The 25,203-nt window shown below is 47.4% G+C and carries 24 protein-coding genes; 15 read left to right on the plus strand and 9 right to left on the minus strand.

The window, feature by feature from the left end:
* Positions 1-25: 25 nt before the first annotated feature.
* Positions 26-256, minus strand: coding sequence for a helix-turn-helix domain-containing protein (locus AC1MEO_RS16700; RefSeq protein WP_215098966.1), 231 nt, complete (start codon positions 254-256; stop codon positions 26-28).
* Between the two features lie 109 nt (positions 257-365).
* On the opposite strand from AC1MEO_RS16700, the gene AC1MEO_RS16705 reads away from it, so the two are divergent.
* The 6 genes from AC1MEO_RS16705 (at position 366) to mbcS (ending at position 7,168) form a co-directional block, all read left to right on the plus strand.
* Positions 366-1,241: a DMT family transporter gene (locus AC1MEO_RS16705; protein WP_480332563.1), complete on the plus strand. Its 876-nt coding sequence runs from the start codon at positions 366-368 to the stop codon at positions 1,239-1,241.
* A gap of 141 nt (positions 1,242-1,382) precedes the next feature.
* On the plus strand, positions 1,383-2,645 hold the full coding sequence (locus AC1MEO_RS16710; RefSeq protein ID WP_480332565.1) for a mechanosensitive ion channel: 1,263 nt from the start codon (positions 1,383-1,385) through the stop codon (positions 2,643-2,645).
* Between the two features lie 429 nt (positions 2,646-3,074).
* Positions 3,075-3,344 carry a hypothetical protein gene (locus AC1MEO_RS16715; protein WP_480332567.1) on the plus strand — a complete coding sequence of 90 codons (270 nt, stop codon included), beginning with the start codon at positions 3,075-3,077 and terminating at the stop codon, positions 3,342-3,344.
* Entirely contained in the window at positions 3,345-4,997 is a 1,653-nt protein-coding gene (locus AC1MEO_RS16720; protein ID WP_480332569.1) for a solute symporter family protein, read from the plus strand. It abuts the gene before it with no gap.
* Between the two features lie 3 nt (positions 4,998-5,000).
* Positions 5,001-5,567, plus strand: coding sequence for a hypothetical protein (locus tag AC1MEO_RS16725; protein WP_480332571.1), 567 nt, complete (start codon positions 5,001-5,003; stop codon positions 5,565-5,567).
* 23 nt (positions 5,568-5,590) lie between these two features.
* Positions 5,591-7,168 carry an acyl-CoA synthetase MbcS gene (gene mbcS, locus AC1MEO_RS16730; RefSeq protein ID WP_480332573.1) on the plus strand — a complete coding sequence of 526 codons (1,578 nt, stop codon included), beginning with the start codon at positions 5,591-5,593 and terminating at the stop codon, positions 7,166-7,168.
* Positions 7,169-7,686: 518 nt separating this feature from the next.
* On the opposite strand, the gene AC1MEO_RS16735 is transcribed toward mbcS, so the two are convergent.
* The 5 genes from AC1MEO_RS16735 to AC1MEO_RS16755 all read right to left on the minus strand — a co-directional run bounded on the left by AC1MEO_RS16735 (position 7,687) and on the right by AC1MEO_RS16755 (position 11,102).
* Complete coding sequence (locus AC1MEO_RS16735) at positions 7,687-8,322, minus strand: response regulator transcription factor (RefSeq protein WP_480332575.1); 636 nt, start codon at positions 8,320-8,322, stop codon at positions 7,687-7,689.
* The gene (locus AC1MEO_RS16740) at positions 8,297-9,343 is read right to left on the minus strand and encodes a sensor histidine kinase (RefSeq protein ID WP_480332577.1); all 1,047 of its coding nucleotides are present in this window, start codon (positions 9,341-9,343) and stop codon (positions 8,297-8,299) included. The genes AC1MEO_RS16735 and AC1MEO_RS16740 overlap by 26 nt, the downstream gene beginning before the upstream one ends.
* Positions 9,340-10,038, minus strand: a complete 699-nt coding sequence (liaF, locus tag AC1MEO_RS16745; RefSeq protein WP_480332579.1) for a cell wall-active antibiotics response protein LiaF — start codon at positions 10,036-10,038, stop codon at positions 9,340-9,342. Before liaF ends, AC1MEO_RS16740 begins: the two co-directional genes overlap by 4 nt.
* Positions 10,039-10,102: 64 nt before the next feature.
* Positions 10,103-10,741: a PspA/IM30 family protein gene (locus AC1MEO_RS16750; RefSeq protein ID WP_480332581.1), complete on the minus strand. Its 639-nt coding sequence runs from the start codon at positions 10,739-10,741 to the stop codon at positions 10,103-10,105.
* Positions 10,742-10,754: 13 nt separating this feature from the next.
* A complete protein-coding gene (locus AC1MEO_RS16755; protein WP_223639878.1) occupies positions 10,755-11,102 on the minus strand; it encodes a lmo0954 family membrane protein in 348 nt (115 codons plus the stop codon).
* A gap of 251 nt (positions 11,103-11,353) precedes the next feature.
* Here AC1MEO_RS16755 and AC1MEO_RS16760 point away from each other — a divergent pair, with 251 nt between their 5' ends.
* From AC1MEO_RS16760 to trhO, 4 genes are all read left to right on the plus strand, one after another.
* Positions 11,354-12,442, plus strand: a complete 1,089-nt coding sequence (locus AC1MEO_RS16760; RefSeq protein WP_480332584.1) for a metallophosphoesterase — start codon at positions 11,354-11,356, stop codon at positions 12,440-12,442.
* Positions 12,443-12,455: 13 nt separating this feature from the next.
* Complete coding sequence (locus AC1MEO_RS16765; protein ID WP_480332586.1) at positions 12,456-13,067, plus strand: DedA family protein; 612 nt, start codon at positions 12,456-12,458, stop codon at positions 13,065-13,067.
* Positions 13,068-13,142: 75 nt separating this feature from the next.
* Positions 13,143-14,093 (plus strand): 2-hydroxyacid dehydrogenase, encoded by a 951-nt coding sequence (locus AC1MEO_RS16770; RefSeq protein WP_480332588.1) that lies wholly within the window; start codon positions 13,143-13,145, stop codon positions 14,091-14,093.
* A 228-nt stretch (positions 14,094-14,321) separates the two neighbouring features.
* Positions 14,322-15,284: an oxygen-dependent tRNA uridine(34) hydroxylase TrhO gene (trhO, locus tag AC1MEO_RS16775; protein WP_480332590.1), complete on the plus strand. Its 963-nt coding sequence runs from the start codon at positions 14,322-14,324 to the stop codon at positions 15,282-15,284.
* 55 nt (positions 15,285-15,339) lie between these two features.
* Here trhO and AC1MEO_RS16780 read toward each other — a convergent pair whose 3' ends face one another.
* Both AC1MEO_RS16780 and AC1MEO_RS16785 read right to left on the minus strand, forming a co-directional pair.
* Positions 15,340-15,468 carry a hypothetical protein gene (locus AC1MEO_RS16780; protein WP_298824073.1) on the minus strand — a complete coding sequence of 43 codons (129 nt, stop codon included), beginning with the start codon at positions 15,466-15,468 and terminating at the stop codon, positions 15,340-15,342.
* Positions 15,461-16,330, minus strand: coding sequence for a MerR family transcriptional regulator (locus AC1MEO_RS16785; protein ID WP_480332592.1), 870 nt, complete (start codon positions 16,328-16,330; stop codon positions 15,461-15,463). Before AC1MEO_RS16785 ends, AC1MEO_RS16780 begins: the two co-directional genes overlap by 8 nt.
* Positions 16,331-16,660: 330 nt before the next feature.
* Between AC1MEO_RS16785 and AC1MEO_RS16790 the strand changes: the two genes are divergently transcribed.
* Both AC1MEO_RS16790 and AC1MEO_RS16795 read left to right on the plus strand, forming a co-directional pair.
* Complete coding sequence (locus AC1MEO_RS16790) at positions 16,661-18,142, plus strand: aldehyde dehydrogenase family protein (RefSeq protein WP_480332594.1); 1,482 nt, start codon at positions 16,661-16,663, stop codon at positions 18,140-18,142.
* A gap of 18 nt (positions 18,143-18,160) precedes the next feature.
* Entirely contained in the window at positions 18,161-19,327 is a 1,167-nt protein-coding gene (locus AC1MEO_RS16795; protein WP_480332596.1) for a saccharopine dehydrogenase family protein, read from the plus strand.
* A 94-nt stretch (positions 19,328-19,421) separates the two neighbouring features.
* Here the strand turns inward: AC1MEO_RS16795 and AC1MEO_RS16800 are convergent, their stop codons facing one another.
* Positions 19,422-20,333, minus strand: coding sequence for a diacylglycerol/lipid kinase family protein (locus tag AC1MEO_RS16800; RefSeq protein ID WP_480332598.1), 912 nt, complete (start codon positions 20,331-20,333; stop codon positions 19,422-19,424).
* A gap of 109 nt (positions 20,334-20,442) precedes the next feature.
* Here AC1MEO_RS16800 and AC1MEO_RS16805 point away from each other — a divergent pair, with 109 nt between their 5' ends.
* From AC1MEO_RS16805 to AC1MEO_RS16815, 3 genes are all read left to right on the plus strand, one after another.
* Positions 20,443-21,624: an alanyl-tRNA editing protein gene (locus AC1MEO_RS16805; RefSeq protein ID WP_480332600.1), complete on the plus strand. Its 1,182-nt coding sequence runs from the start codon at positions 20,443-20,445 to the stop codon at positions 21,622-21,624.
* A gap of 66 nt (positions 21,625-21,690) precedes the next feature.
* Positions 21,691-23,847 carry a beta-propeller domain-containing protein gene (locus AC1MEO_RS16810; protein ID WP_480332602.1) on the plus strand — a complete coding sequence of 719 codons (2,157 nt, stop codon included), beginning with the start codon at positions 21,691-21,693 and terminating at the stop codon, positions 23,845-23,847.
* Positions 23,848-23,952: 105 nt separating this feature from the next.
* Positions 23,953-25,092 carry a zinc-dependent alcohol dehydrogenase gene (locus AC1MEO_RS16815; RefSeq protein ID WP_480332604.1) on the plus strand — a complete coding sequence of 380 codons (1,140 nt, stop codon included), beginning with the start codon at positions 23,953-23,955 and terminating at the stop codon, positions 25,090-25,092.
* Positions 25,093-25,203: the final 111 nt, after the last annotated feature.

Genomic DNA, 25,203 nt, shown 5'->3' on the forward strand with positions numbered 1-25,203 from the left:
AACCTCGTTCAGATGCTTTTATTGTTCAGTCTTCATCCTTAATATCCACATCGTCCGGTATAGGGATGGCGCGCCATTCCTCCAACGCTTGCTTGGCCTGTTCCAACTGCTGGAAATGAGTTCCGAATTGAGAGGTGTTGATCATGTATTGCTCCCCATCATGGACTGCGCGGATACGGCCTTCCAATACATAACGATTGACTTGTTCTTCAGGCATCGATAAGAATGCGGCAGTTTCCTGGACTGTCATATACATAGGATCTCCTCCTCCATTCTTTTCCTTTATTATAATGGAAGGAGGCAGCTATCTCAAACCATTAGCGTCATGGTATGTTAAAGGGAAAAGTCCGAAAATAGGAGTGTTGATGTTGAATTATATGGCGTATCTATGGGTTTTGCTGGCGGCTATTTTATGGGGAACGACAGGAACCGCTCAATCTTTTTTTGAAGGAACTGCACATCCCTTGTCGATTGGCGCTTTCCGCTTAGCAATCGGCGGTTTTTCGTTGTTGATTTTTGTTCTGGCTGCACGGAAATTGTCTGTACGGACGATTCCATGGCCCGCAGCCATTCTTTCGGCCATCAGCATGGCATTGTTTCAGCCTTTGTTTTTTTCATCTGTCCAATTGACTGGGATTGCAATTGGAACGGTCGTGGCAATTGGCAGCGCTCCTGTCTTGACGGGAATGATTGAATGGGTGGCTTTGAAAAAAAAGCCTGACAGAGTTTGGGTGATTGCTACTGTGTTGGCTTTAGTCGGGTGCATCCTGCTATTTGCAAATAGAGGCCAGCAACTGGTGGATCCAGTAGGAATTGCCATGGCGCTCGGTGCCGGTTTTTCTTTTGCTGTCTATGCCCTTGTCAGCAAAAATGTGCTCAAGAGTATGGAAACCGTTTCCGCTGTGGCGGTGATTTTTTCGCTGAGTGCCTGTTGCCTGTTGCCGTTTTTACTGTTCTATGACCTTTCCTACATAACAGTTCCCGGAAACTTATCCCTGCTCATCTATTTGGGGATTGGAGCAACAAGCTTATCGTATATCCTCTTTTCTTATGGATTGAAACAGATTCCTTCTTCTTCTGCGGTGACTTTATCATTGGCGGAGCCGCTGACAGCCGCTGTTCTGGGTGTGCTGGTGGTCGGAGAGGTACTGAGTGGGCTTTCTTGGATAGGTGTTCTGTTGCTGTTGGGCGGCATACTTGTATTGACCATCGGCAGAAGGGCGAAGCTTTCTCCTGTTTAATGGGATTTTTTATCCGTATGGCAGATCCACTTGAAAGTTGAGTGGTTCTGTTATTTTTTTGTTTTGGCCTTTAAAAGTTTAACCTCACAAGAGCAAGGGGATAATAGGTATGATATAAAAAATTAAAAAGGAGTTGGTTATATGAATGAAGTAGGGAATTCTTTCAGAGGAGTCGGCAATACAATCATCGACTATATCCCAAACGTTCTAGGTGCGTTATTGTTATTGCTTATCGCATGGGTTGTAGCGACGATCGTACGGGCGATCTTTACGAAAGGATTAAAAAAAGCAGGCGTTGACAAAGCCATGGTCAGAGGCCATATGGCAAAAACAAAAGAAGATGCGGACAGCAAACTGGATTCTATAGGGAAAATTCTTTATTATCTGATCTTCATTTTGTTTATTCCAAGCGTTTTGCAGGCTCTGAATATGCAGAATGTGGCACAGCCAATCTCAAACATGATGGACAAGCTGCTGGCATTCCTGCCAAATCTTCTTATGGCCATCATCATATTGGTCATAGGTTATTTTGTAGCTAAATTCGTGAAAAATCTTGTGTTCAGCCTTTTGACTGCAATGAATATTGATAAGTGGTTCAATAAATTCACCAGTAAAACAGGCGGCACTCCAACAGGAACAACAAGAATGGATGCTGGAGACAAATCAACACTGGCGAATGTTTTATCTAATGTGGTGTTTGTCATAGTATTGATCCCCATCCTGACCATCGCATTGGAAACTTTGAATATCCAGTCTATTTCTGAACCAATTGTCAATATGCTCAACCAGGTTCTGAACATGATTCCGAATATTTTTGTCGCAATTATTTTGATCCTGGTAGGGGTCCTGATTGCTAAATTTGTAGGAGATTTGTTGATCAGCCTATTGAATGGGACAGGCATCAACAGATTTTCAACTTACTTGAATCCAGACAAAACAAAAACGCCGAGCTTTGATATTGCAAACGTCATCGGCAAAGTAGTACAGGCAATCATCATCATTTTCTTCACAGTGGAAGCGATGAATGTCCTGCAGCTGGATGTATTGAATAGAATCGGTGAAGCTGTCATTGGCTATATGCCATTGCTTATCAGTTCACTGATCATTCTAGGTCTTGGCTTGATCGGAGGCAGTCTGCTTGGAAACTACATCAAACAGGCTTCCGGCAATCGCTTCCTTGGATCCATCGTCAAATACGTAATCATCATCATTGCCGTATTCATGACACTGGATCAGCTGAACTTTGCAACAAATATCGTTAACCTGGCATTCTTGTTCATCATCGCCGGACTTGCTGTGGCCTTTGCTATTTCCTTCGGTATTGGAGGACGCGAATTCGCAAAGCGCCAGCTTGAAAATCTTGAAAAGAAAATGAACAAAGAAAACGACAAACCAAATCTATAAGTTCATCTTAGAAATCCCCTTGGGCAGGCAGTTGCCCCAAGGGGATTTTTTTGATTTTAAAAGGAGTAATGCATATTTATTCGTCCAACTATAAAAAAAGGGAAATATTTCAACTGAATCCAAGCTAATAAAAGGTATATTAAAATATAAAAATACTGATTAAGAAAAATAATTATTCATCTAATATGCAACTTTATTTCTACACGACAGGGTTTTAAGAAGGGTGAAATGCTTGATAATCCTCAATTAATGCTTTTACTATAATTAATTAAATAATTAAAAAATTCAATTGACTTGTTTTTATGCAACCGGTTACAATCAAGGGAGATATTAACTACATAATAGTTAGGAGGGGGTGTACTGTTTGTAACTGAGCGAACGCTCAGTTGGGAAGGGTGACCATATGAATTAGATGAAATGGGGGATACGATGAAAGCGTATAAGAAAGAAGTACAATTTACCATTTGGATGACAGCTGCCTTTATTTTAGTGGGAAATGTAGGGCTGATTTTCTCCATCTTTCCAGTAGATGCTATGCTATTCGGCTTTCCAGTCATGTACATTGTGCCAATCCTGATGGGCTGGTTCGGAGTTTTCTTCCTGACCATCGTAGCTGGAAAAATCGGCAATCGCATTGATGATGAAATTGATAATGAAAACGACGCGCTCGGAATTTCCGACGAAGTAAAGGATGTGTAGATGATGGAAGCGCAAAACTGGCAGTTATCCAATCCGATTCTGGGCTTAGCAGTCGTGGGAGCGACTTTTGTATTATTTTATGTCGTTGGATTTTTATCTAACCGAAAAAGTTCCTCAGCAAAAGACCTGTACATAGGCGGAGGAAATGTTGGAGCTTTCACCAATGGCTTGGCAATGGCAGCGACTTATATGAGTTTGGCCACGTTCCTCGGAATCACGGCGCTAATCTTACAGTTGCAGGTACCTTTCATCATGTTGTGGATCCAATTGATCCTGGCCATTCCATTGATCACGATCATCTACGGAACAAGCCTGCGCCGGATGGGCGCTTTCTCTCCTACGCATTTTATCCGCGACCGCTATGGAGTGACGGCTTCCATTATTGCGGCCCTTTTCATGATTTTAGTTTCAATCATGTATGCCTTGGGGCAGATGATCGGAATCGCGATTACGTTTGAAACATTATTGGGAATTCCTTATTTAACCGGACTCTTTGTTTTCGGAATTATTATTGTCGGCTACATCACAATCGGCGGAATGGCGGGAGCGACAAACAACGCAGCGATTCAGATGGTCATCATCGCTTTGATGTTCATCCTGCCGCTTGGTGCCATCATGAAAGCGATTGGAGCAGATGGCTGGTACTTCCCGCCCCTGTTCTATTCAGACATGGTTCCGGCGATGCTGGAATCTTTGCCGACATTTTTTGACTATCAGTTCTCGCCGAAATGGTATTTCTCTATTATTCCCGCTTTAACAATCGGCGCTTTGGGGCTTCCCCATTTAGCGATGCGTGTTTACACGGCCTCCAATCTGAAAAGTGCGCGTTCAGCGATGGTCTGGTTCGCCTTTATTCTTGGGTTGGTGTTCTCCGCAACGTACGCCATGGGCTTTGTAGGCGTATATGCAACAGCTACTCAAGGCCTGGTCATTTCAGAAGGGGATGCTGATAAACTCACCATTATCTTGAATCTGGTCTATAACCCGGAATGGGTGACGGCACTTGTTATCGCTGGAGCGATTTCAGCTGGACTTTCGACATTAAGCGGTAATTTACTGGCCATCGGTGCCTTGATTTCCCAGGATATCATCGCTACCTTAAAGCCGAATATTCCTCAGCGCTTAAGTTTGCGAATCGGTTTTGTCGCTATTTTCGCTGGTGGATTGGTCAGTATCCTGCTGGCAATTCAACCGCCGGCTTTCTTGGTCGTCAGTATTCTCTGGGCATTCGGTTTAGCTGGAGTCACGAATGCACCTCTGATCATCGTCGGGGTTTGGTGGAAAGAAGCCAATAAATTCGGCGCGATTGCGGCGTCTCTAGTTGGTGGCGCCATCTATATCATCGTGTCGCCATTCGTTTTCCCGAGCATCGTCTTGACGGGACATGGCGTTACTGATGGAATGGGCTTATCCGGCGCTATGCTGGCTGTGCCGATCAGCTTTATCCTGCTGATTGTCGTTTCCTATGTCACTAACCGGATGCCGGGTCTTGCGAACAAGCTGACCAAACAATCGGATATTGAGTTGATCGAACGCATCCACGGATGGAAGGACATCAAATCGTATCGTTACAACAGTACGGTCGGTGCCGGAATTACGGTAGTGGTTTCTGCAGCTGTCGCGATATGGGCTTTGATGCCTTGGGGGATGTAGAGAATGAAAGAAAGGGTGAGTAAAATGGTCGGAAAAATGGTTGCTTTAAATGATTCATCTTTTCGGTCATTTTTAGAATTGCCGAAAACCCCATTGGTGAGCAATCTGTTGCTACTCATCGTTGGATTGGGCTATGGCGCGATTTCAATCGCGTCAAATGCCTCATACATAGCAAGTTTCGATTCAGCTTTGCTGCAAAACTTCATTGTTCCGTCGATTTTCATCCTATTTGGGCTGTTAATGGCGTTCATTACAAAAATAGGCCTGGCGCTGCTGCTTTGGGCAGGTTCAAAGGGGCTTGGCGGAAAAGGATTGCTGCGGGACATTAATCGGGCAGCGCCGGTAGCATTGCTGCCTGGCCTTTTGGGAGCACCCTACCTGGCAGATGCCGGAAATGGCCATCCGCTGGTCTATGTGCTGCTGGCAATCGGTGTTCTTTGGATGTATCTGGTGTGTGCCAAAATCATCAAAACCACTCAGAATTTCACCACTAAAAAAGCTTACCTGGCGGCATTGGCAGCATTCGTATTTTTAGCAAGCGTCTACTACCTGATTATTCCGCCGGCATGAAAAAATAGATTGGAGGCTATCAGATGGAATTCAAGGATTTAATTGCACCGGAACAGTACAATATCACCTCAGAATTAGAGAAATACAAAGAAGACGCTGAGCGATTGGCGATTCGGTGGCTGGACAGTGAAGGCAATCGGGAAGATCTTTCCTATAAAGAGCTGGTCGGCAAAATGAATCAATATGCACAAGCGTTGCTGAAGCTGGGCATTGAGAAAGGCGATCGGATGCTGATCATTCTTCCACGGATTCCGGAAGCTTATATTACGTATTTGGCTTGTCTGCGTGCTGGAATTGTCGCAATTCCCTGTTCAGAAATGCTGCGAAAGAAAGATTTGACTTACCGGATGCACCATTCGAGTGCAAAAGGCATTGTCGCGCATTATAAAACAACTGCTGAAACCAACTCGATTGATGAAGACTTGGATGCACTGGACAATAAATTGATCATTGGCGGAACGGAAGAAGGCTGGCAGTCTTTCGAGGAACTGGCGGAAAAAGAATCAACGGAATTCGAAGCGGTGCCGACTCACCGGGAAGACATGGCTTTCCTGTCTTATACATCCGGCACTACCGGCAATCCAAAGGGCGTAGTGCACGTCCATGGCTGGGGCTATGCACATGTACGGACAGCGGCGACGAAATGGCTGGGCGTTCAAAGCGGAGATATGGTGTGGGCAACCGCGGCTCCGGGCTGGCAAAAATGGATTTGGAGTCCATTCCTGTCGACGATTACGCTCGGCGCCACGGCATTCGTCTACAACGGGCCATTCGATGCGTTGAAATACCTGGATTTATTGAAGGAAGAAAATATCAATGTCCTATGCTGTACGCCGACAGAATACCGGATCATGGCAAAAGTGGAAAATCTCGATTCATATAAACTGCCTGCATTGAGGTCAGCGGTGTCTGCCGGAGAACCTTTGAACCGGCAAGTCATCGAGGCTTTCCAACGGGCATTCGATATCAACGTCCGGGATGGTTATGGCCAGACTGAAAACACCTTGCTTGTCGGAACACTGCAGGATATGGAAGTGAAGCCGGGCTCGATGGGCAAACCGACTCCGGGAAATCCGGTTGATATCATCAATGATGAAGGCAAACCGACAGCGGTCGGAGAAGTGGGGGATATCGCTGTACACCGTGATTGTCCGGCGTTGTTCCGGGAATATTACCGGGATTCCGAACGGACCAAAGCGGCGTTCCGCGGCGATTGGTATTTAACGGGAGACCAAGCAACACGTGATGAAGACGGTTATTTTTGGTTTGAAGGGCGAAGCGATGACATCATCATCAGCTCTGGCTACACCATCGGACCTTTTGAAGTCGAAGATGCGCTCATGAAGCACGAGGCCATCCAGGAATGTGCCGTGGTAGCCGCTCCGGATGAGATTCGTGGCAATATCGTCAAAGCCTATGTGGTGCTGCGCAATCCGGATGATTTTCCAGATAAAGCTGCTTTAGTAAAGCAGCTGCAGGACCATGTCAAAGAAATCACCGCACCTTATAAGTATCCGCGCATCATCGAATTTTTGGACGAGTTGCCGAAGACGGCTTCGGGCAAAATCCGCCGCGTGGAACTGCGGAAATTAAATGTGTAATTGAAAAAGCCGGACAGCGTAAAAACTGTCCGGCTTTGAATGTAGACATAGTTTATTCAAAATGAATAGCGGTGCATAACCCCCAACCGGTCCGGCCACTTCGCTTTCCGTGGGCTCAGCTTCAGCCTCCTCGTCACTGCGTTCCTGCGGGGTCTTCAGCTTTCGCTGTCCCACAGGAGTCTTCGTGGCCAGCCCTGTTAGGAGTGTGCTGCTTCAATCAAAGGAAGAAGCCTGCTAGTCAGTATCCTGATAAAAATAGTCCAAACATTATTTCGTCACTCAAGACTCAAAATCCGAAGCGCAAGGTGGCGACTCCTGCGGAAGAACGGAGTGATGAGACCCCGCAGGAGCTTGCGACGAGGAGGCTCATTGCTTCGTCCGCGGAAAGCGTCCGCCTGAAGCGCAGGATTCCGTATAAACACAATGAAATGAGTATTCATTCTTTGAATGACATAAATACTCTTTAGTCTAAAAGCTCAAAGCCGGACAGCATAAAAACTGTCCGGCTTTTTTGTGTTTTATTTAGGAGGAGAAATCAGCTTATGCTGGAAGGCATAAATGACTGCTTGGGTCCGGTCGTGGACCTCCAGCTTTGCCAGGATATTGCTGACGTGGGTCTTCACTGTTTTCAAGGCGATGAACAATCTATCGGCGATTTCCTGATTGGTTAAACCGCAAGCCAGCAACAGGAGAATTTCCATTTCCCGCTCGGTCAGATCGTCATGAAGGACGCGTTCCTGGCGCATCTGCTTCATCATTTTGGTCATGACTTCAGGTTCAAGCACAGGCGTGCCGTTCATGGTTTCACGAATCGAGTCGGCAATCCGCGACGCTTTTGATGTTTTTAATATGTAGCTGACGGCTCCCGCCTGAAGAGCCGGGTAGACTTTGTCATCGTCCAGAAAACTGGTGACTATCATGATCTTCGCTTCCGGCCACTGATCGATGATGGCTTTTGTCGCTTCTGCACCATTCATGATGGGCATCACCATGTCCATTAAAATCAGGTCTGGGCGCAGCTCTAGAGCCATTTCAACTGCTTCCTGCCCGTTCGCCGCTTCACCGGCAACCTCCATGTCCTTTTGTGATTGCAGGTAGGCGGAGACGCCGATGCGGACCATTTCGTGGTCATCCACTAATAAGATTCGAATCATGGGTTTTCTTCCTTTCAATCGGAACTTTTACTTCCACAATCGTGCCTTCAGAAGGCACGGAAACGATTTTGCTGGTTGCACCGATTTCGATGGCACGTTCTTCGATATGTTTTAGGCCATAGGAAGTTGACTTGGATTGCTCGCTTTCAAAACCGACGCCATTGTCCTGAATGCGCAGAATTGCAAAATCATCTCGCTCAACAAACAAGATATGGACTTCGGTCGCTTTTGAATGGCGAAGCGTATTCGATAAAGTTTCCTGCGCAATGCGGAACAAATGGTCCTCGGCCCCTTTTTGCAAAGGGACTTCTTCCAATTTATGCTCGATTGTAAAATGGACCTTTTCCTTCAGCTCACTGACCAATTCATATAATCCTTGACGCAGGCTCTTGTCATGCAGGGCAGCGGGGCGCAAATGCAGCAGCAGCGCGCGCATTTCCAGTTGAGCCTGTTGGACCATCTTCTCGGTCTGCAGCAGTCCTGGCTGCACGTCCCCGCTTTCAGTCATGGAAGACAGCAGCATGGAAGCGGCGAACAGCTGCTGGGAAACCGAGTCATGAAGCTCCCTGGCCAAACGTTGGCGTTCCATGATCAGGCGTTCCTGGATAATCTGGTCCTGTGTTTCCGCCCGTTCATTGGCAATCCGTGTCAGGCTTTTGCGCTGGGATTCCAGAAGCTTCTGCAGTTTCAGGATGGAGCTCGATAGATTACGCGGCAAGGTTTTCATATGGGCAGCCTGGACGACGGTTTTGTCTTCATTGCGCAAGAGTGCCTGGAAAATTTCTTCAATTTCCTGGACCTTTGACCGTGACAAAGATTCAGTCCACCAGGAGATGCTGACAGACAGGGCGAGCATCAAGACAAGCAGCCAAATGCCCAGAGGCAGCCCGGCGATGAAATCTTCCCATAGAACAGACCAGCTGTTGACTGTCGGCAAGCCGAGCAAGGCAAAAAGGATGCTGAACACGATCAAGGCGAAAAGGGAAATGAAAAACAGGCTGCGCGGCAAAATCTGTCTCATCTGCGGATCACCTCGACATCCCCCATCCAAGTGGACACGGAAACAATCAACTCGACTTTATTGCCGGCGTCCGCTGGGTATCCATCTTCTGCGTGGATCGTGCCATTAAGAATCCGTTGGTTGTTCCCGTTGAAAAAGCGGGCTTCTCCCAACAGCGTCGAATAGAAGATTCTTACAGGGATTTCGTAGGGAACGACAACTTGGACTTTTCCAAAGCCTTGCCGTATGGAAATCAGTGAGGTTTTTTTCGGCAACACGGTTTGAGTGGTATCCACTAGGATATCGCCGATAAATCCCTGTACATGAATGTCTTTCCACTCATAGGATTCAATCGGAGTGCTTTGTGCGGCCATGACTTTGTTCTGGATAAGCCCTTTATCTGTAGAGCCGTGAAGCGGGGCAGTCTGCAGCCATTCTTCACCTTTCCACAACCGGATCAGGAGGTAGATGGCAAGCCCGAAAACCATCAGCCGTAAACTCCACATCGACAGGATGGAAACTCCGATGAGGAAGGCACCTGTCCAAAAGTATGAGCGGCGGTATTTCACTTTATTTCGTAACGCATAGTAAATGGTTCCGATACCAAGAAGGATCAAAAACACACTGCCGTTTCCAAAAAAGGCAGCTTCCACGAATATCAATAATAAAGCGCTCAATAAAAAAAACGCTTGTCTGTTTGTTGTAAAATGCTGCATGGCTTTTGCCTCCTTCTTTGTATCAGAAAAAATGAGAAGAAGAAAAACTTCTTCTCACTTCAGTTTAAACAATTTCTTTTTGGTTTGCGCTATTTTTTTCTAAAGATTCCAAGCGGCGTTCCATTGCTGAATGCTCATGGCGTTCTTCGACTTTAGCGCCAAGAGTCTTGATGTAGGACGCCATGTCGTCAAACGAACCGATGCGTTCAGCGACAAGTTCCGGGCTCAGCACTTTATCCATCTGATGATGGGCGCGCGTTGCGTTTTCCTTGCCCATCAATTGCAGCTGCTTCACTTTCATGTCTTTCACTTTATGCTTCATTTCCTCGTAGCGATGCTCCAGGCCAGTCAGTTCAGCAAGGTTTTCATCCAGGTTGTTCTGCAGTACCGTAACACGTGCAGCATAAGCCTCGACTTCCATGGCGGCAAAATCAGCAAGGTCGGCTTCGCCTGAAGACTGTGCCAATTCCAATTGGTTTTGGCGCTTGTCGAGCATAGCAGAAGCTTCAGCCAATTCCTTCTCCAGTTTACCATTGAGCTGAGCCTGGCGCTCCACCCATTTTCCTGTAGCGGCCGTCTGGTTTTCCGCTTCTGTGATGTAGCGGTTCAGCAACGCCAGTGGATTTTTTTCCTCTTTTTTTGCGACGACGGCATCCAGGTCGGTTGCGACGGCAAATTTGAAACGGTCCCATAAAGTTGTCATATTCGTTTCCTCCTTATTTGGTCAGTTTGTTCCATTGCTGTTCGAAATTCGTGAATGGATCGCTTTCTTTTACAGCTGCGACTGAAACGCTTTGGCCATTCCATGCGCGGTAGATCATCCACAATCCGGCAATTGCAGCGACGCCGATCAATGCCGGCACATTTGAGATGGCTGCAAGTCCTCCGAGTACGCCGACGAAAGCCCACCAGAATTTCGCCAGTGCCGAGATGCTTCGCAAGTAATAATGCACCCCTGCGTAGACGACTAATAGGGATACGGCCAATCCGATGATGGGTCCCAAATTGGAAAGGGCGACGATTCCGGCAATGATGCCGAGGGTGGTTAACCAAAATTTGTTCATGTGATTTTCCTCCTCTCAATTTCTACCCTAATCATACTAAGCGGCCGCATTTTCCAATACGGTCTCTGACTGCATCTTTGCCTAGGTCCTGAGGCGTAGAAGCGTCTACATAAGTTGACGGCGCAAAAGGTTTTTCAGGAGTTTTCTTGCGAGCTATCAGCGTATGGAATGCTATAATATTTTTTATCCCATTGAAAATAATGAATCCTCTATACAGGGTCCAACTTAAAAGAAGAAAGAGGTTTTTTACGATGAAAATACTGGCAGGCATCGGTGGTGCTTTATTGGTCTATACGTCGCTTGTTGCCTATCTTGGCTGGGCAGCCTACAGCTGGCTGAACAGTTTTATGGACAGCGTCAACCCGTGGTTCTTTGCGGTTCTTTGGCTGATTGCCGCTTACAGTTATGTTATCGGGCGGATTGGCCATAAATGGCTTGGCTTTACGATTCTCGGTTCGTATTGGTTCGCTTTTCTGCAATATGCGATTCTTCTGATTCCTGTGGCGAATATCATTGTGCTAGTGGCGGATTTTGGAGGAGATGTGTTTTTCATCGGATCGGCAACTGCCGCCATCCTGCTGGTGATTTTCATTGTGGGCACTTATTTGGCCTACAGCCCCGTTGTCCGCAAATTGGAGGTCACGGTAGACGGAGAAGCAGCTGAACCGCTGCATCTGGTCATCGGCTCTGACTTTCACCTGGGTGTCTTATCAGGCAAAAGACATTTGCGGCGTTTTGTGAAAAAGACAAACGAGCTGCAGCCGGATGTTGTGTTTTTAGCGGGCGACTTGGTGGATGATGATCCGGTTTGGTATGCGCGCTATGGCATGTCGGAAGTGATGGAGCAGCTGAAGCCGTCTTTGGGTGTTTATGGCGTTTTGGGGAATCATGAGTATTACGGGAAGAAAATCCCGTTGCTGGTAAGGTTGATGGAAAAATCAGGGGTCAATATCCTGAGGGATGAAACTATTCTGGTGGCAAATCGTTTTTATTTGACGGGGCGTGAAGACCGGACCAACGGCAAGCGGCGTCCACTGCCTCAATTGAAGCCGGAAAAAGGAAAATTGCCTTGGATTGTGATGGACCACACACCATCCAATTTGAAAATTCCGGTGGAGTTAGGTGCGGACTTTCATATGTCCGGGCACACCCATAAAGGCCAGATGTGGCCAAACCATTTATTGACGAAGAGAATTTTTGAGCTGGATTACGGCTATCGTTTAATTAAGAAGACACATTTTGTGGTGTCTTCCGGATTTGGTTTCTGGGGACCGCCGTTGCGCCTCGGAAGCCGTTCAGAGCTGTGGTCGGTCACGATGAATTTCCGGCCATCTTCGTAAGAGGAGTGTTTGCATGGAAGATTGGATTACTTCGGTCATGTCAGATTACGGCTACTTCGGAATCTTTCTGCTGATTATGCTGGAAAATGTATTTCCGCCGATTCCATCAGAAGTGATATTGACGGTCGGCGGGTACATGACAACGACGACAACGATGACGATACCTGGAGTGATACTGGCATCCACTGCCGGTTCGGTCCTTGGAGCGGTGGTCTTGTACGGCGTCGGCTTGCTGCTGGATGTCGAGCGGCTGGAAAAGATCATAGACAAATATGGCAACTGGCTGCGCGTGAAAAAAGAAGATATCCAAAAAGCGGATGCCTGGTTTGATCGTTTCGGGGTTTGGACGGTGTTTTTCGGCCGCCTGATTCCTTTGGTGCGCAGCTTGATTTCCATTCCAGCGGGTATGTCGAATATGAAGTTTTGGCTGTTTGTAAGTTTCACCACTCTCGGCACCTTGCTGTGGAACACCGTATTGGTGTTTGTCGGTGAAGCGGTAGGCGACAACAGCGAACAGATCATGAACCAATTGGATCTTTATTCGAACGTGGTCTATGCTTTGATCGCCCTTGGGATAATAGGGGCTGTCTGGTATTACATCAAGAAAATAAGAGTGAGGAACTAATAGGAAACTGCTGGCAATTGCCTGCAGTTTTTTTAATTGTTATAATTATGGGACAATACAGGATGGAGGATTCTTATGAAGCCAATTGTATTCATCACGCAAAAGCTGCCGGAACAAGCGGTAGCTGGATTGAGAGACCAATACGAAGTCCGGATGTGGACGGAAGAAGATGCTCCCGCACCACGTGGAAAATTGCTTGAAGAAGCAAAAGAGGCGCATGCACTATGGACCACAGTGTCCGATCGGGTGGACCATGAAGTGTTTGAAGCCGCCCCCAACCTGAAGATTGTCAGCAATCTGGCAGTCGGCTACAACAATGTCGACCTTGAGGCAGCCCACAAACATGGGGTAATGGTCACCAATACACCGGACGTCTTGACGGAATCCACTGCGGATCTGACTTTTGCTTTATTATTGGCAACCGCCCGCAGAATTATTGAAGCGGAAAAAACAGTCCGTTCAGGCGAATGGAAATCCTGGACACCGATGGGGATGACCGGACAGAATGTGGCCGGCGCCACGCTTGGAATTATCGGCATGGGGCGGATCGGTGAGGCGGTAGCCCGCCGTGCCCAGGGATTTGGCATGGATATCCTGTACCATAATCGGTCGCGCAGAAGCCTTGAAGACGTGCGCTACGCCGAATTTGAGGAATTGCTGAAGATTTCGGATTACGTAGTGATCTTGACTCCGCTGACACCGGAAACAAAAGGGATGATCGGGTCGAAAGAATTGGCGCTGATGAAAGAGACCGCCTGCCTGATCAACACAGCCAGAGGCGGCATCGTCGATGAGGTGGCCTTATACGAAGCCTTGAAAGAGGGCGGAATATGGGGGGCAGGCCTGGATGTATTTGAGCAGGAGCCGGTGCCGCTGGATCATCCGCTGCTGACATTGCCGAATGTTACGGTATTGCCGCATATCGGCAGTGCCACTGTCCAGACCCGTTTGGAGATGATGGCGTTGAACGCGGAAGCGATCAAGGCTTGTCTTGAAAATAAATCGGTGAAAAACAGAGTCTGCTGAATGAAAGCAGAAAAAGACAGCTGTCATTGGGCTGTCTTTTTTGCAGTTGAATAGCGGATTGGACGCCTTGCAGATGCTGGTTTGCCTAAAGACCCGCAGCTGCAGGCAAGCTTCAACTTTTTCCTGCTTGGCAAAAGTTGAAGTTTACCGTTATTTATTGTAAAATGATTGAGGTTTTTGCTGCCTGTTTGGTGCAGAAGCAAATTGAGGAAATAGGAGGTATGATTCATGCAAAATCATACACACAACGTTCTGCTTTATTATTTATATACACCGATTGAAGATCCCGAGACTTTTGCTGTTGAGCATTTGGCTGCCTGTAAAGGGCTCGAGCTGAAAGGCCGTATCCTTGTTTCGGAAGAAGGCATCAATGGTACATGTTCAGGGACCATCGAACAAACTGAAGCTTACATGGAAATGCTGAAAAGCGATCTGCGCTTCTCGGACATCGTTTTCAAGATCGATGCCGCTGAAGGCCATGCGTTTAAAAAGATGCACGTTCGTGCGAAAAAGGAAATCGTTCACCTCGGGCTGGGAGAAGACATCAACCCGAACGAACTGACAGGCACTTACCTGGAGCCGGTTGAATTCTACAAACAAATGCAGCAACAGGACACCATCGTTTTGGATGCGCGAAATGACTACGAGTATGATCTTGGGCATTTCCGCAACTCGGTCCGCCCGGATATTGAGAATTTCCGTGATCTTCCGGAATGGATCCGCGAAAACAAAGAACAATTTGAAGGCAAGAAAATTTTGACGTATTGCACAGGCGGAATCCGCTGTGAAAAATTCTCTGGCTGGCTGAAAAAAGAAGGCTTCGAGGATGTCGCTCAATTACACGGCGGCATCGTCACCTACGGCAAGGATCCCGAAGTAAAAGGTGAGCTGTGGGACGGACAATTATACGTTTTTGATGAGCGTATCGCTGTACCTGTAAACCAGGTTGAACCCACTATTGTCGGCAAAGACCATTTTACGGGCGAACCTTGTGAGCGCTATGTAAACTGTGCAAATCCTGAATGCAATGCGAAGATTTTGGCTTCTGAAGAAAATGAGCATAAGTATATGCGTTCATGTTCTGATGAATGCCGTGAACACCCGCGCAACCGTTATGCTTTTGAACACGGCTTGACCGGGGAACAAGTACAGGTGCGTCTGGACGCATTGAAAGAAACAACTAGAGTGTAAACGAATGCAAAAAAGCTGCCGATTGATTCGGCAGCTTTTTTAATTTGTGCTCGGTTTATTTTTCCACTTCTTCCTGGCAATCAAAGCAGACCAATTCCCCGTCTACATAAACCCCATCAAGAAAACCATCGCGGCAATAGACGTCTTTGCCGCAATTGCTGCACGGCCCGATAAGCTCAAGCATCCTGTAAACCTTCAGCGTAGATATACATCGCGTCTTTCAGGTATTTAGCCAATCCTTGGCCATGCTGATCGATATTGTTGGCAAAACGGCTATCGGATGCGTAAAGGTCACCGAGGCCGCGGAACATTTTCGGTGAACAGTCATAGAAACGGTTCAGGAGGGTGTAATAAGCCTTCATTTCTTGTTGGACGGCATCCGTCTGTGGAGACAGGTGCATCAAGCTGGCGACTGTGTTGTAAATGCGGTCTCCTTCGCGGTTGATTTCATCCAAATCTTCTTCTTCTTTTTCCGCTTGGACAGGTTCGCTGGCTGCTGCGGCAGGTTCTTCGTATAAAGCCGTTTCAACGGGAGCGACCGCAACGGCAACAGATGATTCTTCACCATATCCGCCTGAGGCAGCCTGCAAGGATTCCAGCTGTGGTTCAACCGGCTCTAATACAGAAACACCGGTATCGGGAGTTTGGTATTTCCTGATCAGGTCTTCTGCTTTGCTGCTGGCGAAAGCTGCAAAACGTTCTGAATCCGTCAAGCTCTGTCCCCCCTGGAGCTCCTGCTGAGTGCGCTCTGCATTTTGAATCAGCTTTTCAAGGCGTTGTTTTTTTTGTTCCAGCAACTCGATGTGCTGCGACAATGCGTATTCCCAATCAAAGCCACCAGCTACAAGCTCCTGAATTTTCTTTAATGAAAAATCGAGCTCTTTCAGGAATAGAATCTGTTGAAGCAATTTTAAATCTTTTCCATTGTAATAACGATATCGGTTGGTTCCGATATTTGATGGTTTCAGTAAATCGATACTGTCATAGTGATGGAGAGTTCGGACACTGACGCCCGCTATTTTTGCTACTTCTTGTACTTTGTACAATCTAATCACCTCTCTCTTTAAAATACACTATAACGCACCGTCAGTGTCAAGAGTTTCGGTGAAAAGACGTGAAAATGTATTATTTCTGTCTTATAGCGGTTTGAAAAAGTCGAAGAACAGGGTGTCGGCTTCGAATGTCTGCTTTGGAATGGATTCGGATCCTTCGGCAGCGGCTGTTAGAGTGGGATACGAGTTGCTGGATGGATAAGGATTTAGCTAACAAAAAATAAAAATGGATATTTCAGAAATCTCCTAGGGTTTTCTGAAGATCTATGAAATAATGAAATTGAAAGCGCTCTCATAATGGTTTGTATGAAAGGGGCAAGGACAATGAAATTGACCAATTTTGTAAACGGCAAATGGCAGCAGGCTGAACAGGCGAAGTTCCAGCCAGTCCTGAATCCGGCAAACGGGGAAGAGTTGGCACAGGTACGCATGTCCACCGCAGAGGATGTTGACTTGGCGGTTAAAGCGGCCCAGGCAGCACAAAAAAAATGGGCGAAAGTTCCGGCACCCAAGCGCGCGGATTACTTATATGAAATCGGCCGGCTGATGAAGGAACGAAAAGAACAGCTGGCTCAAGTGTTGACCAAAGAAATGGGGAAGGTCATCGAAGAAGGGCGCGGCGAAGTCCAGGAAGGAATCGACATGGCCTATTACATGGCAGGGGAAGGAAGGCGGCTGTTCGGTGAAACGACGCCATCGGAACTGGCGGACAAATTTGCGATGAGCATCCGGTCTCCGATTGGCGTGGTGGGGCTGATTACTCCATGGAATTTCCCGATAGCAATCGCCACCTGGAAATCGTTTCCGGCGATTGTGGCAGGCAATACCTTTGTTTGGAAGCCGGCAACTGAAACACCGATGATGGCTTATGAAATGGCGAAGATATTTGAAGAAGTGGGCCTTCCCGAAGGTGTCGCGAATATTGTCTTTGGAGCTGGTTCAGAGGTTGGGACAGCGCTGATTGAACATGAAGGCGTGCGGGTCATTTCATTTACCGGATCAACAGAGACGGGACGTAAAGTGGCCGAAGCGGGAGGGCGCAACCTGAAAAAAGTATCGCTTGAAATGGGTGGCAAAAATGCCGTCATCGTCATGGAAGACGCTGATTTGGATTTGGCTGTCGAAGGGATCCTATGGAGCGCATTCGGCACAGCCGGCCAGCGTTGCACAGCTTGCAGCCGCGTCATCGTCCATCGGGATGTCAAGGAGGAATTGCAGAAGCGTCTGCTGTCGAAAATGGAAACTTTGACGATTGGCGATGGCACGGATGAATCGATTAAAGTGGGGCCGGTCATCAATCGCAAAGCCCTTGAAAAGATCCATTCCTATATTGCAATCGGCCAGGAGGAAGGAGCCAGCCTCTTAGTTGGCGGTGAAATCCTGACAGGCGGCATTTACGATAAAGGCAACTATTACGCTCCGACATTGTTTGCGGATGTGACGCCGAATATGCGCATTGCGCAGGAAGAGATTTTTGGACCGGTCGTGTCGATGATTGAAGTGGCGAGTTTCGAAGAAGCCATTGAGGTCAACAATGGGGTGATTTATGGTTTATCCAGCTCTATCTATACGGCTGATGTCAACCGGGCGTTCAAAGCCCAGCGTGATTTGGATACGGGAATCGTCTATATAAATGCAGGGACGACAGGTGCTGAAATTCATCTGCCGTTCGGAGGAACAAAAGGCACTGGGAATGGACATCGCGATTCCGGCGTCGCGGCATTGGATGTCTTTACGGAATGGAAAAGTGTCTATGTCGATTACAGTGGTAAATTGCAACGCGCGCAAATCGATAATGAAGTTTAAGGGAAAGGGGATAGAGAGATGAAAATCGTCGTATTAGGCGCAGGATTGATGGGGAAACAGGCGGCTCGGGATTTGGTCGCCGGTGAAGCTGTGGAACGGGTCTTTTTAGCGGATCGTACTATTGATCAAGCCGAGGTGTTCAAGGAGCAGCTCGGCAGCAGCAAGCTGGAAGTACTGGAGCTGGATGCGGACGATGATGATGCATTGGCGGCAGTTATTTCGAAAGGGGATATCGTCATCAATGCGCTTTTCTATACCTTTAATGAAAAGGTGGCGGCTACTGCGCTCCGGTGTGGTGTCCATGCTGTAGATTTAGGTGGACATATCGGAGGCGCGACAGATGCGGTGCTGGAGATGCATGAACAAGCGCAGCAAAAGGGCATCACGCTGATTCCGGATTTGGGTGTGGCGCCTGGCATGATCAATATCCTTGCAGGCTACGGCGCCAGCAAACTTGATCAAGTATCCGATATCCGGCTGTTTGTCGGGGGCATCCCGGTTCATCCGGAACCGCCGCTCGAATACAACCATGTTTTTTCACTGGAAGGCGTTTTCGATCATTATACGGACAAATCACATGTCATCCGTGAAGGGAAGCTGCTGGAAGTTGAATCCCTATCTGAAATTGAACATGTGGAATTTGAAGGCTTCGGTGAATTGGAGGCTTTCCATACCTCCGGAGGAACGTCGACATTGACGGATACCTTCAGCGATGTAAAGTCGTTGGAATACAAAACCTTGCGCTATAAAGGGCATGCTGAGAAATTTAAATTGCTGGTTGATCTGGGCTTTACGGACCGGACGAAAACAGTCCAAGTGGAAGGCCGTGAAGTAAAGCTGCGCTCGGTCTTAAAGGCAGTGCTGGAACCGATAACCGCACTTGGAGACAAACAGGATGCCGTGGTTTTGCGGGTGACGGTGTCAGGCGTGAAAGCGGGTGAGGAAATCAGCTGCGAATACAATATGGTGACGGTAAAAGACCTTGATACGGGTGTTACCGCAATGGCACGTGCGACCGCCCATACCGTTTCAGTGGTTGCACAGATGATTGGCAAAGGCATAATCGATAAGCCGGGTGCCTACCCGCCAGAAATGATAGTTCCCGGAGAGGAATATATTGCAGAGATGGCCAAGCGCGGTGTGGAAATTAAAGAAACCATCCACCGTTCAGCTTTCCAGAACTGAACGAGCCGGCTGTCTCCGCGGAATGAAGGACGCAATGGGATTTTTGACCAGAAAGAGGGATGGCTCAGACAGGAGCCATCCCTCTTTTCGATTTTTAGATGGGCTCTTCCACTTTTTTCGGAACCAGCATTTTCAGGCTGCCTGGCTGAATCTCGATGGCGAGCGGTGTCGTCAAATAGATTTCACCATCGGTATCAACATCCACTTCTTCCTCGGTGGTGATGGAAATGGATTTGCCCTGATAATGGACGATATGCTCTAATTCTTCTGTCACGACTTCAGGCTGAGAAAGGGAAAACCATTCGCGCAACGCAGCCAAAGAAGAGGTTTGAATAATGAACAGGTCGAGCAAGCCGTCTGCAGGGTCGATCGTTGCCAGTGGGAAGTTGTGGGTGCCAATCGACTTGCCGTTCATGACAAGCACCAGGACGCCTTCCTCGGCGTAGCTGATTCCATCAATCTTCAAATGGACTGGAAATGGTTCTGCTTGCCTCATGGATTGCAGCGCGCTCATAAAATAACTGAGTTTCCCGTAGCGTTCTTTTAAATGGGGATCGATATTGGAAGAAGCATCGGTGATCAGGCCAATGCCGGCAAAATTGAGAAAAGAGCCGCCGTTGATTTTTCCTGTATCAATTTCCTTGATTTCCCCATTGACCAGTTCTGAAGCCGCCAAGTCCAAGTCCAAAGGAATATTCAAAGTGCGTGCAAAATCATTGCAGGTACCACTTGGAATGATGGCGATGGGCGGAGGAGCAGGAACAGCTGCCAAAGCACGGACCGCCGAATGGATGGTTCCATCACCTCCAGCGATGAATAGAATATCTGCATGAGTTGCAGCGGTCTGGCAGGCATTCTCGAATTCTTCCGGAGAATCCGTTTGGATCAGTTCGAGCGATTTGGATGCTTCAGCCAGATGCGGGACAGCCAGTCTCAGGACAGTGTCTACCGTAGACGCTCCTGCATTGCCGTTATACAATAATACGGAACGATTGAACTTAGGCATTTCATGTGCCCTCCTGTACTTCTATTTGCTAATATAATTCCACTAATCCAGATTTCGTAAACAACAGAAACCAGTGAAATATACACAACTATAAAGATGAGGTGCCGATATGACAAAAAAACTATATTACCAGGATTCAGAGATTCTAGAAGCAACTGTCCAAGTGATGGATAGCGGAAAGGATGAGGCCGGCTATTACGCCATTCTGGATCAAAGCTGCTTTTATCCGGAAGGTGGAGGGCAACCGGCTGATAAAGGCGAAATTGGACCTGCCAAAGTGCTGGATGTGCAGATCGTCAGAGGTGAAATCCGCCATTACACCCATATTCAGCTGCCAGAAACCAGCTTTTTTGCCCAAGTAGATCGGCAAAGAAGGTGGGATCATATGCAGCAGCACGCGGGGCAGCATTTGCTGAGTGCGTTGCTCGAAGACGATTTCGGCTTTAAAACCCAAAGTTTTCATTTAGGGAAAGAACGGGTCTCTATTGACCTGGATCTGGATTCGGCAACAAAAGAACAGCTGCAGGCAGTTGAAAAAAAGGCGAATGGGTTCATCCGCCAATGTCTGGCAATTTCGGATCGCTGGGTCACTTCCGAAAGAGCCAAAGAAATGCAACTGAGAAAGCCGCCAGTGGTGGAAGGTGATATTCGCCTGGTTGAAATTGATGGAGTGGATTTGAATGCCTGCGGTGGCACCCATCCCAAAAATACAGCGGATATCGGCCTGTTGAAGATCATCTCCACGGAGAAAGCCAAAGGCGGCATGCGGGTTTATTTTTTATGCGGCGACCGGGCATTGCAGCATTTCAATTTCCTTATGGAAACCACTGATAAATTGGTCGTTCAATTGAATGCGCCGACTGCCGAATTGCCGGAGGCTGCAAAAGCTCTGGTGGCCGACAAAGCATCTGCCGACAAAACCATCAAAAATCTTCAGGAACAACTGTTGAACATGGAAGCGGAGGCAATGCTTCCGGACAATGGAATTGTAGAAAAGCTCTTTGCCGGCCGGCCGGTTAAGGAACTGCAGCAGCTTGCCCGCCTGGTGATCGGCAAAAATCCTTCAGCAACCGTGCTGTTCATCAGCGCTTCAGAAGGAGATATGCGCTTTGTCTGTGCAAAAGGAGAGCAGGCGCCGGGCGATATGCGTGAAGTTCTGCAGCAACTTTTGGCATTGACTAGAGGCAAAGGCGGCGGCAACGCCCAATTTGCTCAAGGTGGCGGCGCAACGGACGAATCACCGGAGACGTTCAAGAATGTTTTCCGGACAGCTGTAAAAAATTTCAGATGAAATGTGTAACTTTTCCAGTGATTTTCTGTCTAATGGAAAAAGGGATGTCTGAAAGGGTGAAGCGTCATGAAGAAGAAAAAGATCTGGCTTCTTGCCGCCATTGCGGCTGCAGCGATCGGTCTGCTGTTTGTTTTTTTCAATGATAAGGTATCCGTCAGCGCTTCCTCTGTCGCTTTAACAGAACAGGGATGGAAGGCCAATTTCTCTTCATCACTTCATCAGGAAGCCATCGATAAGGGGTACGTATATGTGACGGATGCAAAGGGTGGCCGTGTGGATGTCGAAATGTTCATCCACGACAATGGAAAGACACTGGAAATCCCTGAAATCACAACCGGCGAATATCAACTGCATATCAAAAGAGCAGCGTTAAAGAACAGTTTTATGAAAAGTTTGGTGAATACGGAAGTTTCGTTCACTGTGCAGGAACAATTGGAGAAATTGTCGGATGAAGAAGAGTTGCGGAATTATTTTGCGCGTCTGATGGAAATGCAGCAGAACAATCAGCAATACGGCGGCGTTGTTCAGGAAAGTGGAGAAGACACAGCAGAATCCGCTGACTCCGCAACTGGTGAAGGCGCGGGAGCGGAAGGCGATCATTCGACCACCAATAACCAAGTGGAGGGAGTGGATGAAGCTGACCTTGTGAAAACGGATGGTTCGTATATCTACTCTATCAGTGAATCGCGCGTCGTGATTTCAGATGTCCGAAATCCACAGGAGATGGTTGTCGCAGCGGAGCTGCCTTTCACGGAAGAAACGTATCCGCAGCAGCTTTTCTTATCAGACGGCACACTGGTGGTCATGGGCAGCCGTTTTTCAGCTATGCCGATCGATAACTTTCGGTTGCCGCATAGCCAGTTGCCTTATTTAGGCATCACTTCCGTCTATTTATATGATGTCAGCAATCCTGAATCGCCTCAATTGATCCGTGAATTCGGCGCGGAAGGAGATTTAAGCGGTGCAAGGCTGGCGGGCAATGTCCTTTATTTTGTCACCAATGTCTATCCGGATTATTGGGTTCTCGAAGAGCAGGATGAGCCTGAGCTGCGGCCGCATCGATATGACTCGAATAACGGCGGCGAGCTTCAGCCTTTGCCATACGACAGCATCGCCGTTCTGCCTGGAACCATGGAAGGCAGCTACAGTGTCATTACGAGTATTGATTTGACTGTTCCTGAAACCAGCGACATTTCGACAGAAGGGTTTTTAGGAGGCAGTGAGCAGCTTTACATGAATGAAGAAAATCTCTATTTGACAGCATCCGCGTATGTCCCGTTAGATGATGATACAAGCAGCGGCAGTGAAATGGCGATTTGGCTCCCTCAACAGGCCAACACGGAAGTTTTTAAATTTGGATTGAATGGTACGGCGGTCGATTTTCTGGCTTCTGCAGAAATAACAGGTTCCCTGCTCAACCAGTTTTCCATGGATGAATACAATGGTTATTTTAGGGCAGTGACGACAGATGGGATTACGTGGGACTTAACTTCTCCATCGAAAAGTCACCTGTTCATCTTGGATGGGCAGATGAACCAAGTGGGATCAGTGGAAGATTTGGCTCCTGGAGAACGGATCTATTCAGCCCGCTTTATTGAAGACAAAGCCTATATGGTGACCTTTAAAGAAACGGATCCGCTTTTCGTCATTGATGTTGCTGTCCCGTCCTCTCCGGAGGTGCTTGGAGAATTGAAAATACCGGGCTTCTCAAATTATCTGCACCCGCTGGATGATGACCATTTGATCGGCTTTGGCTATGATACGAAACTGGTGCCTGTCAAGAATGGTGAGCCTCGTGTGGTCACAGGCGGCATGAAGATTTCGTTGTTTGATGTCAGTGACTTTACTGCACCGGTGGAAAAAGACACAGAGATTATCGGCGGACCTGGAACCTATTCGGCACTTCAATATGATCACAAAGCTTTGTTTACACATCAGGAAAAAAACCTGTTTGGCTTTCCTGCTGCGCTATACGAAGGAACTGCTGGTGATTATGTGGAATTTGAAGGGGAAGGGGCGTTGATCTACACGATTACTCCAGATGGAATTTCACAAACAGCGAATTTAATTGAACCAACAGATGATCAATACGAAGACTGGAATACGGCCATTCAGCGCATCCTTTATATTGGTGGGGAATTGTACACAGTGGCAAATGGTGAAATCAAGAGCTATGGCTTGGACACCTTCGAGCCGATCGGCAGTCTGGCATTCAATCAATAGCAGGGAGAGGCAGGTTTTCAGCTGCCTCTTCTTTTTTTATGTTTTTAATTAGCAGAAAAAGGGAAGCTGAAAAGTATTCTGAAAACTACAATTGGAGGGGTATCGATGAAAGCAGTAACGTTCCAAGGAACCAAGAATATGCAGGTGAAAAATGTCAAGGATCCGGAAATTCAGAAAAAAGACGATATCATTGTGAAAATAACGTCAACCGCTATCTGTGGTACAGATCTGCATATCTATCAAGGCGCATTGCCGACAACAAAAGACACGGTCATTGGCCATGAACCGATGGGGATTGTTGAAGAAGTCGGACCAGACGTCACCAAAGTGAAAAAAGGCGACCGCATCGTCTTGCCGTTCAACGTCAGCTGCGGCAAATGTTTTTACTGCAGCAACGAAATGGAAAGCCAGTGCGACAACTCGAATGATAATCCCCATTTTGATACGGGTGGATATTTCGGCTTGACGGAGCGCTATGGCGATTATTCAGGCGGCCAGGCTGAGTATCTGCGTGTGCCTTATGGAAATTTCATGCCTCTTTTAGTTCCTGAATCCTCTGAACTGGAGGATGAATCGCTCCTGTTCCTATCAGACGTTTTGCCGACCGCCTGGTGGAGTGTTGAGAATGCCGGTGTAAAAAAAGGGGATACGGTAGTCGTTCTGGGATGCGGTCCTATCGGGCTCATGACACAGAAATTTGCCTGGATGCAAGGGGCCAGCCGCGTTATTGCGGTGGATGAAATCCCTTACCGGATGGAACTTGCCAAAAAAATGAACAATGTAGAAATTGTTGATTTCAGCAAACACGACAATACAGGTGCTTTAATCCACGAAATTACGCAAGGCGGAGCAAATGTCGTCATCGATTGTGTTGGGATGGATGGCAAGAAATCACCGGCAGAAGCTGCACAGCAAAAGCTGATGCTGCAAGGCGGCACACTCAGTGCCATTAATATCGCCAAAGATGCTGTCAGCAAATTTGGGACCATTCAATTAACCGGCGTTTATGGTTTAACTTACAATATGTTCCCGCTTGGAAATATGTTCGAACGAAATGTTACTTTGAAAATGGGGCAGGCTCCTGTTATCCACTTGATGCCGATGCTCTATGAGAAAATTGAAAATGGAGAATTTGATCCACGCGAAATCATTTCGCATATTGTGCCGTTGGAAAATGCCAGTGATGCCTATCAAATCTTTAATGATCATCAGGACAATTGTACTAAAGTCGTATTGAAACCATAATTACGAATATGCATGCGGTAAAGCTTATTAAACGCCCCCAAGAGTCGGGGCGTTTAATTTTTTGTCTATGTGAGTTATGATAAGTACAGAAACCGACAGCGAGAGGAGAGA

The organism is Planococcus sp. BI3, assembly GCF_056680115.1.

What these genes read in the sequence shown, in the direction of transcription:
- AC1MEO_RS16815 (WP_480332604.1), top strand. Translation starts at nt 23,953, where the DNA reads ATGAAAGCAGTAACGTTCCAAGGAACCAAGAATATGCAGGTGAAAAAT.
- AC1MEO_RS16760 (WP_480332584.1), top strand. Translation starts at nt 11,354, where the DNA reads ATGAAAATACTGGCAGGCATCGGTGGTGCTTTATTGGTCTATACGTCG.
- AC1MEO_RS16725 (WP_480332571.1), top strand. Translation starts at nt 5,001, where the DNA reads ATGAAAGAAAGGGTGAGTAAAATGGTCGGAAAAATGGTTGCTTTAAAT.
- AC1MEO_RS16805 (WP_480332600.1), top strand. Translation starts at nt 20,443, where the DNA reads ATGACAAAAAAACTATATTACCAGGATTCAGAGATTCTAGAAGCAACT.
- AC1MEO_RS16795 (WP_480332596.1), top strand. Translation starts at nt 18,161, where the DNA reads ATGAAAATCGTCGTATTAGGCGCAGGATTGATGGGGAAACAGGCGGCT.
- AC1MEO_RS16770 (WP_480332588.1), top strand. Translation starts at nt 13,143, where the DNA reads ATGAAGCCAATTGTATTCATCACGCAAAAGCTGCCGGAACAAGCGGTA.
- AC1MEO_RS16700 (WP_215098966.1), bottom strand. Translation starts at nt 256, where the DNA reads ATGTATATGACAGTCCAGGAAACTGCCGCATTCTTATCGATGCCTGAA.
- AC1MEO_RS16710 (WP_480332565.1), top strand. Translation starts at nt 1,383, where the DNA reads ATGAATGAAGTAGGGAATTCTTTCAGAGGAGTCGGCAATACAATCATC.
- AC1MEO_RS16705 (WP_480332563.1), top strand. Translation starts at nt 366, where the DNA reads ATGTTGAATTATATGGCGTATCTATGGGTTTTGCTGGCGGCTATTTTA.
- mbcS (WP_480332573.1), top strand. Translation starts at nt 5,591, where the DNA reads ATGGAATTCAAGGATTTAATTGCACCGGAACAGTACAATATCACCTCA.
- trhO (WP_480332590.1), top strand. Translation starts at nt 14,322, where the DNA reads ATGCAAAATCATACACACAACGTTCTGCTTTATTATTTATATACACCG.
- AC1MEO_RS16810 (WP_480332602.1), top strand. Translation starts at nt 21,691, where the DNA reads ATGAAGAAGAAAAAGATCTGGCTTCTTGCCGCCATTGCGGCTGCAGCG.
- AC1MEO_RS16800 (WP_480332598.1), bottom strand. Translation starts at nt 20,333, where the DNA reads ATGCCTAAGTTCAATCGTTCCGTATTATTGTATAACGGCAATGCAGGA.
- liaF (WP_480332579.1), bottom strand. Translation starts at nt 10,038, where the DNA reads ATGCAGCATTTTACAACAAACAGACAAGCGTTTTTTTTATTGAGCGCT.
- AC1MEO_RS16780 (WP_298824073.1), bottom strand. Translation starts at nt 15,468, where the DNA reads ATGCTTGAGCTTATCGGGCCGTGCAGCAATTGCGGCAAAGACGTCTAT.
- AC1MEO_RS16750 (WP_480332581.1), bottom strand. Translation starts at nt 10,741, where the DNA reads ATGACAACTTTATGGGACCGTTTCAAATTTGCCGTCGCAACCGACCTG.
- AC1MEO_RS16720 (WP_480332569.1), top strand. Translation starts at nt 3,345, where the DNA reads ATGATGGAAGCGCAAAACTGGCAGTTATCCAATCCGATTCTGGGCTTA.
- AC1MEO_RS16740 (WP_480332577.1), bottom strand. Translation starts at nt 9,343, where the DNA reads ATGAGACAGATTTTGCCGCGCAGCCTGTTTTTCATTTCCCTTTTCGCC.
- AC1MEO_RS16765 (WP_480332586.1), top strand. Translation starts at nt 12,456, where the DNA reads ATGGAAGATTGGATTACTTCGGTCATGTCAGATTACGGCTACTTCGGA.
- AC1MEO_RS16755 (WP_223639878.1), bottom strand. Translation starts at nt 11,102, where the DNA reads ATGAACAAATTTTGGTTAACCACCCTCGGCATCATTGCCGGAATCGTC.
- AC1MEO_RS16715 (WP_480332567.1), top strand. Translation starts at nt 3,075, where the DNA reads ATGAAAGCGTATAAGAAAGAAGTACAATTTACCATTTGGATGACAGCT.
- AC1MEO_RS16735 (WP_480332575.1), bottom strand. Translation starts at nt 8,322, where the DNA reads ATGATTCGAATCTTATTAGTGGATGACCACGAAATGGTCCGCATCGGC.
- AC1MEO_RS16790 (WP_480332594.1), top strand. Translation starts at nt 16,661, where the DNA reads ATGAAATTGACCAATTTTGTAAACGGCAAATGGCAGCAGGCTGAACAG.